The sequence below is a fragment of the Robinsoniella sp. genome (assembly GCF_034124845.1).
Genome location: NZ_JAWYAJ010000356.1, coordinates 1 through 10,917 on the forward strand (window position 1 = coordinate 1; position 10,917 = coordinate 10,917).

The following is a 10,917-nucleotide window of genomic DNA, read 5'->3' on the forward strand; positions in this document are numbered from 1 at the left end:
AGATGAACGTAGACAGCCGCCTGATTGATGAAATCAACGGGTTGAAAAGCAAGGACTTAAACAAACAGGTGGAGAGCCGCCATAATATTTACAGGCGGCTGCAGGAATACAACAATTCCGTAGGAGGAATCCGGTGTATCAGTGTCATTACGGCGAATGGTGCCGATGTGACCTATGACTGGGGGACAGCCTCTGTCCGGGAGAATATCTGGAAGGACTATGTGGATCTGCGGGAAACCACTGCCTATAAAAAGGCGCAGGAAACTACCGGCATAGCGATTCTGCCCACAGATGTCATGGAACAGAACGGAGAAGAGCTTCCTGTATTCCAGATCGCAAAAGCGATATACGACCTGGATGAACTGGAAAGGGAACCCATTGCAGCCATTGTTATGATTCTGGATGAAAGTATTCTGAAAAAACTCTGTGAAAATGAAAGGGAGATTGCCTGGAGCGGAATTAATTTTATTCTGGACGGACAAAACAATATCATTACTTACCCCAATTCTTTTTTTGCCGGAACTGCTCTGGATGCAGATCAGAATATTACAGATTTTGTCCGTATGACAGGGGAAATGGATGATAAAAAAATAGGGATCAGTACCTATCAGGATGCAAAGACAGATTGGGTTTATTACAATGCCTATGATCTGGATAAGATGCTGGCTGAAATGAACGATTCCAGAAGGAACGCATTGATCCTTGGCGGACTTTTGATTTTATCGGCATTTATCCTGATTTCAGGTACAGTCCGCAACATAGGGGCATCGGTAAAAACAATTATTACCGGAATCCAGGCGGTAAAGGGCGGTGATCTTAACACAGCCATTCACCTGGAGTATAAGGACGAACTGGGAGAAATAGCCGGAAATTTCAATGATATGACGAAACGGGTTTCCGCTCTGATCGGAGAAGTAGAGGGCGTAACCGAAAAACGGAAAAATGCTGAGATCCGGGCACTGGAAGCACAGATTAATCCACATTTTCTATATAATACCCTGGACTCCATCAACTGGCTGGCAATCAGCCGGGGAGAGGACGAGATCAGTGAAATGCTGAGAAATCTTGGCATAATTCTTCGCTATAGTGTCAATAAAAGCAATATCGAGGCAAGTATCCCGGAAGTGGCGGACTGGATTGAGAAATACATCAGCCTTCAGCAGATGCGGTTTGACCATGCATTTGAGTTTCAGCTGACGGTACAGGAAGTGTGTAAAGGGTACAAAATCAAGAAACTGCTGATACAGCCGTTTATGGAAAATGCCCTGATCCATGGGTTTAAAGGGATCGAGGAGGGGGGCATGCTGCGGGTGGACATCTCGCTGACAGAAGAGGGAAAGCACATTTGTGTCATTATAGAAGATAATGGAAACGGGCTTGATCAGGAATTGGTGGATAAGTATAATGACCGTACTGCGGCAGTGGAGGAGGATCCGGAAAAGATCGGTTTAAACAATGTGTTTTCCAGGATCGAGATGTATTACGGAAAAGCTGCCGACTGGAATGTAATCAGCATACCGGATATCGGCACCATTATTACCCTGCGCTTTCCGGCGAATAGAATAGAGGTAGAGACATGAGAATTGTAATTGTAGAAGATGAGAAGAAAGTGCGGGAGGGAATGGCGGCCATGATCGCCAGCCACACCCAGCATACCGTGGCAGCGGAAGCCGCAAATGGAAATGACGGCCTGGAGAAAATTATAAAGCTCCGGCCGGATCTTGTGATAACGGATATCCGCATGCCTGTCCTGGACGGACTGGAGATGATCCGGGAACTGAGAAAGAAAAATTTGACCTGCCATATCATCGTTTTAAGCGGATATTCAGAATTTGAATATGCGAAGAAAGCCATTACCTACGGCGTAGACGAATATCTGCTGAAGCCTTTGACGTCCTCTGACATACAGCGCGCCTTATGCAAAATAGAAGAAAAGATGGAACAGGAATTGCTGGCATTAAAAGGAACCCCGGAGAGCTGTCTGCGGGATATTATTGAGGGAAGTCCCGAACCGGATCTGATGGAAATCTTCGGGTTTGAGAAAAATATGAAGTTCCTGATGGCTGCCGGTTATTTGGGAAGTATGTCAAAAGAATATGAGGACCGGGTGCAGGAATTTTTTCAATACAGTAAAGTAAACGATTTAAACTTACATATTTCCGGCTGCTATCAGGGGAACAGCAGGATATTCTATGCACTGGCGGGAGGGTTTGAACATTTAGAAGAATACCAGGAAGAGATTTACCGGAAATTGGTGCGGGAATACCAGGGGAAAGGCAGACATCCGCTGTGGGCGTGCGTTCAGTTTTCGGACAGCGGAGAGATCAGCCGGTGTGCAGAAGCGTTAAAGGGTTATCTGGACTATGGGGTTACGGCTTGCGGTTTTCCGGGATGGTACGATGTGGAGTACGTAAAGAACTGCAAATGGGAAACGTTTAAAACTCCGGTTAAGATTCTCAGTAAAATAAAGTCGGATATCTGTCAGGAACAAATGGAAGAAGCAGGTAAGAATTTAGACCGGTTCACAGAATATATCCAGGAGCATTCCTTTCGAAAAGAGGAGGTCCGCCAATCCATGATCCGGTGTTATTTTATGGTGTCCGGTCTGCTGCAGGATCTGGATAAAAAGCGTTTTCAAAAGCTTCAGAGCTATCATCTGGAGCATACCTTAAATCAGATCCTAACCTGGGAAGAAATGAAACAGAATTTTGGCAGGATCCGGGAGGTCCTGGTACAGGGCAAAGCAAGAAGGCAGGATATCAGCAACTATATAATTGTGAAAGTCCTTAACTATATACAGGAACACTACCGGGAAAAAATAGTTTTAGACGAGGTTGCGGTGCAGATGGGACTGACGCCGGAATATTTAAGTACGCTGTTTAACCGGGAGGTAAAAGAAAATTTCACCGTATTTTTAAAGAAATTCCGTATAGACCATGCCAAACGTCTTCTGACCGGAACAGATAAGAAAATCTATGAGGTGGCACAGGAGGTGGGATACAGCGATGCAAAATATTTTATTAAGGTATTTAAAGAAGAAGAAGGAATATCACCGGGAGATTATCGTGAAATGCAGCATTAGCATCGCAGGACTGTGCCTGGCAGGCATGTTGTGGGGGTGCAGCAGCGAGAATAGTACCATAGCGGACACAGGTGCCCGGGAGGATGGGAAAGAAACCCTTGTTTTGTGGTCCTATTATGAAACGAAGGAGCAGCAGGAAAGCCTGGACCGCCTTATCCATGATTTTAACACCTCCCAGGGGCGTTACCGGATGACCTGGGAATATCATGGTCCTGTGATTGAGTTTAACAAAAAGCTTGCCCTTGCCCTGACGGAAAAGGAAATGCCGGATCTGATCATTGCAGACCAGTCCAACATGCAGGCGTACATCAGAAAAGGGCTGTTAGAAGATATCACTTCCTATGTCCGGTATTCCCAAAAAGAGGAGGAGTACTTTGCGTGCGCCCTTGGATCTGTAAAAAGCCAGGATTGTTATTATGGAATGCCTTTTTGCTGCAGTACTGCGGCATTGTTTTATAACAAAGAGAAACTGGAAAAAGCAGGTATCGAGGCACCGGAAAATCTCCATGAATTCGTTCTGGCGGCAAAGGTGCTGTCTGAGGGAGAAACTTATGGTTTTGGAATGCCGGCAGCCAGCGGAAGCCAGTCCGCCTCTTCGGTTCTGCCCTGGGTTATTTCAGCCGGTGACAGTGAAAATGTACTGGAATGTGACGAAACCGAAAATTTCTTTGGCGTCATCCGGGAACTGGTACAATCCGGCTCTATGCCAAAAGAATGCATCAACTGGTCTAACAACGATGTGGCACGCAGCTTTCTGGCTGGTGAAATCGCCATGATGGAAAACAGTATGGATGTACTTCCCCTTTTGGAAAAGAGCAATATTTCCACAGGTGTTATAAAATTACCCACAGGCGGAGGCGGCAATCCCATGGCAGGCGGTGAAAATCTGGGAATACTGAAAGGAAAGAATAAAAGCGCAGCGCTGGCATTTTTAGACTTTTATCTGGATGATCAGGTGATGGAGCAGATCTGCGGACCCCAGTTTGGTCTGGCGCCCAAAAAAGAACTTGCGAGAAAACAGGCGGAGAAAGATTCAAAGTATAAGGTATTTGAAGAAGAGCTGGAGAACAGTATCAGCATGGACAATTATGTACAGTGGTCTGCAGTGTCAGAAAAATTGTCGGAGGTTCTGGTAGATACTATTTTAGAAAAACAAAAAGCAGGGGAATGAAGGAATACCAGAATTTTGTCCCCCTTATCCGGATAAAATTCTGGCATTCCTTATTTTTTTATGCTATATTAAAAGATAGTGGGATTTTCTGTCCCAAAATGTAAAAATAAAGAATGAGGTATCTATAGAGATGAAATGGAATAAATTTACGTTAAAAACCCTGACAGAAGCAGAAGATATTGTCATATCTGCTTTGGCTGACGCTGGTGTGGAAGGGGTAGAAATTGAAGACAAAGTACCCCTTACGGAATCCGACAAACAGCAGATGTTCGTGGATATCCTTCCCGACGGACCGGAGGATGACGGGATCGCTTTTTTAAGCTTTTATCTGGAAGAAGATGTGGATAAGGAAGAGATGTTAAAGAATGTCCGCAGGGAATTAGAAGAACTTCGTACCTTTATGGATATCGGAGAAGGAACCATTGTGGAGAGCCAGACAGAAGATAAGGACTGGATCAACAACTGGAAACAGTATTTCCATCAGTTCTATGTGGATGATATTCTCATCATACCTTCCTGGGAAGAAGTAAAGGAAGGCGATGAAAATAAAATGATTATCCATATCGATCCGGGAACGGCATTCGGAACCGGTATGCATGAAACTACACAGCTGTGTATGCGGCAATTAAAAAAATATGTAAATGCGGATACAGAAATCCTGGATGTGGGAACCGGCAGCGGAATTCTGTCCATTGTTGCCATAAAGCTTGGCGCCAGACATGCAGTGGGAACGGATCTGGATCCGTGTGCGATCAGTGCCACCAAAGAAAACCTGGAAGTCAATGAAATTGCACCGGAAAAGATGGATGTAATGATCGGAAACATTATCGATGATAAGAAGATCCAGGATCAGGTGGGATATGAAAAATATGACATTGTGGCAGCGAACATTCTGGCAGATGTGCTGGTTCCGCTGACGCCGGTTATCATAAACCAGATGAAGAAGGGCGGCATATATATCACATCCGGCATCATAGATGAAAAAGAGGATTGTGTGGTAGAAGCAGTCAAGGCAGCAGGTCTGGAAATCGTAGAAGTGACACACCAGGGCGAGTGGGTATCCGTAACAGCAAGAAAGAACTAGGTGGATTCATGTATCATTTTTTTGTGTCTCCCGATCAGATTGGAGAAAAAGAAATTGTTATAACAGGTGAGGATGTAAATCATATCAAAAATGTACTCCGGATGAATACCGGAGAACAGGTCAGTATCAGCAGCGGACAGGACAATAAGGAATACCGGTGCGAAATTACAGGATTTGACATCAATGAAGTCCGGACAAAGATTATGTGGATGGAAGAAGCCGGCATGGAACTCTCTTCTAAAATCTATCTTTTTCAGGGTCTGCCTAAGAATGACAAAATGGAACTTATCATACAGAAAGCAGTGGAACTTGGGGTGTATGAAATTATCCCGGTGGCAACCAGACGGGCTGTTGTAAAGCTGGATGCCAAAAAAGAAGAAGCGAAGAGAAAGCGTTGGAACAGCATTTCCACAAGCGCTGCAAAGCAGTCAAAACGAACCGTGGTTCCGGCTGTGACAAAGGTGATGGGGTTTAAAGAAGCTGTCAGCTATGCAGAAGAACTGGATATCAAACTGATTCCCTATGAACTGGCATCGGGAATGGCGAAGACAAAAGAGGTCATTGGCAATATCCAAAAGGGCCAGTCCATAGGAATCTTTATCGGTCCCGAAGGTGGATTTGATGAAGCAGAAGTAGAGGCTGCAAGAGAGGCAGGAGCGGTGCCTATTACGCTTGGAAAACGAATTTTAAGAACGGAAACAGCCGGTATGACAGTTTTGTCAATACTGATGTTTACGCTGGAGGACTAGTGCTGCCCGGCGTATTTGCGCCGAGCGGCACTAGTACCGCAGATCTGTCTGCGGTATGCAGGAGGTATATATGGAAGCATATTTAGATAATTCGGCTACCACCAGATGCCTGGAAAGTGTAAAAGACATTGTGGTTAAAACCATGATGGAGGATTATGGAAATCCGTCATCCAAGCATCTGCGGGGAGTAAAAGCCGAGCAGTATTTAAAAGATAGCCGGGAAGCTATTGCGAAAACAATGAAGGTAAATGAAAAAGAGATTTTCTTTACATCCGGAGGAACAGAAGCCAATAACTGGGCAATTATTGGAGCAGCAATGGCGAATAAACGAGCCGGAATGCATGTAATTACTACGGCGATAGAGCATCCGGCAGTGATTCAGCCCATGCAGTATCTGGCGGAACAGGGCTTTCGGGTAAGTTACATTCCCGTAGGCAGAGACGGGAAAGCAGATTTGGCTGCGCTTGAAAATGCCATCTGTGATGAAACCATCCTGATTTCCGCCATGTATGTTAACAATGAGGTAGGAGCGGTTCAGCCATTAGAAGAAATAGCCGCTTTGATTAAAAAGAAGAAGCCCGGCATACTTTTTCATGTGGACGCCATCCAGGCATATGGGAAGTACCGCATCCTCCCCAAAAAGATGGGAATTGACATGCTGTCGGTAAGTGCCCATAAAATCCATGGACCAAAAGGCGTGGGCTTTTTATATGTAAATGAAAAAGTGAAGATAAAACCCCTGATTCTGGGAGGGGGACAGCAAAAAGGAATGCGTTCCGGTACGGATAATGTACCCGGGATTGCCGGACTTGGTATGGCTGCAAAAGAGGCGTATACAGGCTTTGAAGAAAAGATCAGCCATTTATACCGGATCAAAGAGTTGTTTGCCAATGGAGTCAGCGAAATACCGGATACCGTGATCAACAGTCCGGATGGTGTACTTGGCGCTCCCCAGATTGTAAGCGTAAGCTTCCAGGGAATCCGAAGCGAGGTGCTGCTTCATGCGCTGGAGGAAAAGGAAATCTATGTATCGTCCGGTTCTGCATGTTCATCCAATAAGAAGCTGCCGATCAGTACCGTATTAAAAGAAATCGGTCTGGAAAAAGATCTGTTAGAAACAACGGTGCGGTTTAGCTTTAGCCATTTTACTACGGAGGAAGAAATTGCATATTGTCTGGAAGAGTTGAAGAAGATTGTGCCTGTGCTAAGGAAGTATTCCAGACATTAGAGCGTGTTTGAAAATCCACTGCTGGTTTCTTGCGTATGGCACAGCAGTATGGGAGCATTGCACAAAAGTTTAATATTAAGTTATAGATTGGAGAAAAGATGTTTAAAGCATTTTTAATAAAATACGGAGAAATAGGAATCAAGGGTAAGAACCGCTATTTATTTGAAGACGCACTGGTAAAGCAAATCCGCCATGCGTTAAAAGAAGTGGAAGGCGAATTTCTGGTTCATAAGGAACAGGGAAGAATCTATGTGGACTGCCTGAGTGCATTCGACTTTGAGGAAACAGTGGAAGCACTGCAGCGGGTATTTGGAATAGTAGGTATCTGTCCGGTAGTGAAGATAGACGACGAAGGTTTTGACAGCCTTGCAAGTGATGTGATTGATTATGTGTCCCAGATCCACCCGGGAAACAACCAGAGCTTTAAAGTTAATGCCAGAAGAGCGCGCAAGAACTATCCTATGACATCCATGGAGTTAAACTGTGATCTGGGAGAACGGATTCTGGAAGCATTTGACGGCATGAAAGTAGATGTTCATAAGCCGGAGATTCTGCTGAATGTGGAAATCCGTGAGAAAATCTACATTTATTCTAAAATTATACCGGGACCTGGCGGTATGCCGGTAGGTACCAACGGCAAAGCAATGCTGCTTTTATCAGGCGGAATTGACAGCCCGGTTGCAGGTTATATGATTTCCAAAAGGGGCGTAAAGTTAGATGCGGTATATTTCCATGCACCGCCTTATACAAGTGAACGTGCCAAACAAAAGGTTGTAGATCTTGCGAAACTGGTATCCAGGTATTCGGGACCGATTAATCTGCATGTGGTAAACTTTACGGATATCCAGCTGTATATTTATGACAAGTGCCCCCATGAAGAACTGACCATCATTATGCGCCGCTATATGATGCGCATTGCAGAGCATTTTGCAAAAGAGACCGGTAGCCTTGGGCTGATTACCGGAGAGAGTATCGGACAGGTGGCAAGCCAGACAATGCAGAGCCTTGCAGCTACCAACGAAGTGTGTACCCTTCCTGTTTTCCGTCCGGTGATTGGATTTGACAAACAGGAAATCGTGGATGTCTCTCTGAAAATCGGAACTTATGAGACTTCCATTCTTCCGTTTGAAGACTGCTGCACTATCTTCGTTGCCAAACATCCGGTTACGAAACCGAATATTAATATTATCAAACGTTCCGAAACCAGTCTGGAAGAAAAAATCGAAGAATTAATGAAAACTGCTATTGAAACAACGGAAACAATCTGGGTGGAATAGGATATATTAAGGCCTGTTGAAAATTGCTTTCTGACAGATGTGCATCATGCATCTTGCAGAAAGCATTTTTCGGACACGCTCAGTATTTGGTTTTAAGATTGATTTGAAGAACAGAAAATGGATGCTATAAAAAAAGACAAATCGAAAATCGATTTGCCTTTGTACTTCGTTTCATCTTATGAGATTAGATGATGTATGGTTTTAAAGCAGCTAAAATGCTTTCAACATCATCTTCAGCATGGATATTTAAGTCGATCGGTTTAGATAAATCTAAACTGAAGATACCCATGATAGATTTTGCATCGATTACGTATCTTCCTGATACAAGATCAAAATCATAATCAAATTTTGTAATATCATTTACAAATGATTTTACTTTATCGATGGAATTTAAAGAAATCTGTACTGTCTTCATTGGAAAAACCTCCCTTGTATTTTTGTTTCTTATATCTTACATTTTGTGGTAACAAAAGTCAATGCGAAAACTCACAAAGTTGGGAAGAGTTATTCGTCAAAAGTTATAAAATTGTACAATTTGTTTGTTGATTTTACGAAAGATTTACGAAAAGTATTTAATTGCATACAATTGTAAAGTATGTTTATGAGAAAGGTGTTAACATGAATCAAAAAACAGTAGCGCTGCATAATCTGGGATGCAAAGTAAATGCGTATGAAACAGAAGCGATGCAGCAGATTTTACAGGAAAATGGTTATAAAATAGTTCCCTTTGAACCGGGGGCGGATATCTATATTATTAATACATGCACAGTGACAAACATTGCGGACCGCAAGTCCAGACAGATGCTTCACAAGGCTAAAAAAATGAATCCGGGCGCAATCGTAGTGGCTGCCGGATGTTATGTGCAGGCATCCAAAGAAGAACTGAAAAAAGACGATGCGATTGACATTGTAATTGGAAATAATAAGAAAAAAGATCTGGTTTCTATCCTGAAATCCTATGAAATAAACCAGGAAGAAGAGGATGCAGTTATCGACGTCAATCATACATCAGAGTACGAAAACCTGACAATTTCCAGAACCGCGGAGCATACCAGGGCATATATCAAAGTACAGGACGGCTGCAACCAGTTCTGCAGCTATTGTATCATCCCCTATGCAAGAGGCAGAGTGCGCAGCAGGGACATCGAAGATGTAAAAACAGAAGTGGGCAATCTTGCAAAAGCAGGCTATCAGGAAGTTGTTTTGACCGGCATCCATTTAAGTTCTTACGGAATAGACTTAGGTCTGACTCTGCTGGAACTGATTAGGGAGGTTCATAAAATTGAAGGAATCAAAAGAATCCGCCTGGGTTCGCTGGAGCCCCGTATCATAACCGAAGAATTTGCGAAAGAATTAAGTTCTATGGAGAAGATCTGTCCGCATTTTCACCTGTCATTGCAAAGCGGATGTGATGAAACTTTAAGCAGAATGAACCGGCGTTATGATACAAAAGAATTCGAAGAAAAATGTATGATTTTGCGCAGATATTTTGAACTTCCGGCGCTGACTACAGATGTAATTGTTGGATTTCCGGGAGAATCAGAAGAAGAATTTAAGACTACAAAAGAGTTTTTAAAGAGGATTTGTTTTTTTGAAACTCATATCTTTAAATATTCCAGACGAAAAGGTACCAAGGCGGCAGTTATGGAAAACCAGATTGACGAAAATGTAAAAAATATCCGCAGCCAGGAGTTGATCCGTCTTAACGAAGAAAACCAGACGGCATACGAAGAACGTTTTCTGGGAAAGGAAACAGAGATTCTTTTTGAAGAAAAAATAACCGTAGAAGAAAAAGAATATTATATTGGGCATACCCGGGAATATATCAAGGCAGCATGTTGCGCAGATGCGGATTATGCTAATTGCCTGTTGAATAAAACACTCCGGGGAAGACTGAAAAATCACTTGTTATTATGTGAAAATTAGGAGAATTTGCAGGATTAAAAGAAGCAGTAAAGAAACTTTTTTGAAAAATGGGATTGTAATTTTCTTTTATTTATATTAGAATGGATGTAAAGTTTAATTAAGGGCGTGATAAAATGGGAAAGATTAGTAATACACAATATTTTAACGTAAACTCAGACGCAGAGATCCGGGTAAAGGACGTACTGGATACCGTTTATAATGCAATGACTGAAAAAGGATATAATCCTGTGAATCAGATTGTAGGCTATATTATGTCAGGTGATCCGACATATATCACCAGTCATAACAATGCCAGAAGCATGATTATGAAAGTAGAACGGGACGAGCTGGTAGAAGAGTTATTAAAAGAGTATATTAAGAATAAGGCATGGCAGTAGAGACACTATGAAAATAATGGGAT

The 10,917-nt window shown here is 43.1% G+C and carries 10 protein-coding genes; 9 read left to right on the top strand and 1 reads right to left on the bottom strand.

Annotated elements, in window-relative coordinates; all coding sequences use genetic code 11:
* From ACH2DQ_RS17720 to thiI, 7 genes are all read left to right on the top strand, one after another.
* Positions 1 to 1,580, top strand: a 1,580-nt coding sequence (locus ACH2DQ_RS17720) for a sensor histidine kinase (RefSeq protein ID WP_395027693.1), incomplete at its 5' end; no start/stop codon positions are given.
* Positions 1,577 to 3,082 carry a response regulator gene (locus ACH2DQ_RS17725; RefSeq protein ID WP_394912753.1) on the top strand — a complete coding sequence of 502 codons (1,506 nt, stop codon included), beginning with the start codon at positions 1,577 to 1,579 and terminating at the stop codon, positions 3,080 to 3,082. The genes ACH2DQ_RS17720 and ACH2DQ_RS17725, both read left to right, overlap by 4 nt.
* Positions 3,066 to 4,253: an ABC transporter substrate-binding protein gene (locus ACH2DQ_RS17730; protein ID WP_394912752.1), complete on the top strand. Its 1,188-nt coding sequence runs from the start codon at positions 3,066 to 3,068 to the stop codon at positions 4,251 to 4,253. Before ACH2DQ_RS17725 ends, ACH2DQ_RS17730 begins: the two co-directional genes overlap by 17 nt.
* Positions 4,254 to 4,383: 130 nt before the next feature.
* A complete protein-coding gene (gene prmA, locus ACH2DQ_RS17735) occupies positions 4,384 to 5,337 on the top strand; it encodes a 50S ribosomal protein L11 methyltransferase (RefSeq protein WP_394912751.1) in 954 nt (317 codons plus the stop codon).
* Between the two features lie 8 nt (positions 5,338 to 5,345).
* Positions 5,346 to 6,086 (top strand): 16S rRNA (uracil(1498)-N(3))-methyltransferase, encoded by a 741-nt coding sequence (locus ACH2DQ_RS17740; RefSeq protein ID WP_394912750.1) that lies wholly within the window; start codon positions 5,346 to 5,348, stop codon positions 6,084 to 6,086.
* Positions 6,087 to 6,156: 70 nt separating this feature from the next.
* Complete coding sequence (locus ACH2DQ_RS17745) at positions 6,157 to 7,314, top strand: cysteine desulfurase family protein (protein ID WP_394912749.1); 1,158 nt, start codon at positions 6,157 to 6,159, stop codon at positions 7,312 to 7,314.
* A 98-nt stretch (positions 7,315 to 7,412) separates the two neighbouring features.
* Positions 7,413 to 8,591: a tRNA uracil 4-sulfurtransferase ThiI gene (thiI, locus tag ACH2DQ_RS17750; protein WP_394912748.1), complete on the top strand. Its 1,179-nt coding sequence runs from the start codon at positions 7,413 to 7,415 to the stop codon at positions 8,589 to 8,591.
* 184 nt (positions 8,592 to 8,775) lie between these two features.
* Here the strand turns inward: thiI and ACH2DQ_RS17755 are convergent, their stop codons facing one another.
* Entirely contained in the window at positions 8,776 to 9,006 is a 231-nt protein-coding gene (locus ACH2DQ_RS17755) for an HPr family phosphocarrier protein (protein WP_394912747.1), read from the bottom strand.
* A 203-nt stretch (positions 9,007 to 9,209) separates the two neighbouring features.
* Here ACH2DQ_RS17755 and mtaB point away from each other — a divergent pair, with 203 nt between their 5' ends.
* Both mtaB and ACH2DQ_RS17765 read left to right on the top strand, forming a co-directional pair.
* Positions 9,210 to 10,517, top strand: coding sequence for a tRNA (N(6)-L-threonylcarbamoyladenosine(37)-C(2))-methylthiotransferase MtaB (gene mtaB, locus ACH2DQ_RS17760; protein ID WP_394912746.1), 1,308 nt, complete (start codon positions 9,210 to 9,212; stop codon positions 10,515 to 10,517).
* Positions 10,518 to 10,630: 113 nt separating this feature from the next.
* On the top strand, positions 10,631 to 10,894 hold the full coding sequence (locus ACH2DQ_RS17765; RefSeq protein ID WP_027297011.1) for an IreB family regulatory phosphoprotein: 264 nt from the start codon (positions 10,631 to 10,633) through the stop codon (positions 10,892 to 10,894).
* The last annotated feature ends 23 nt before the right edge of the window (positions 10,895 to 10,917 follow it).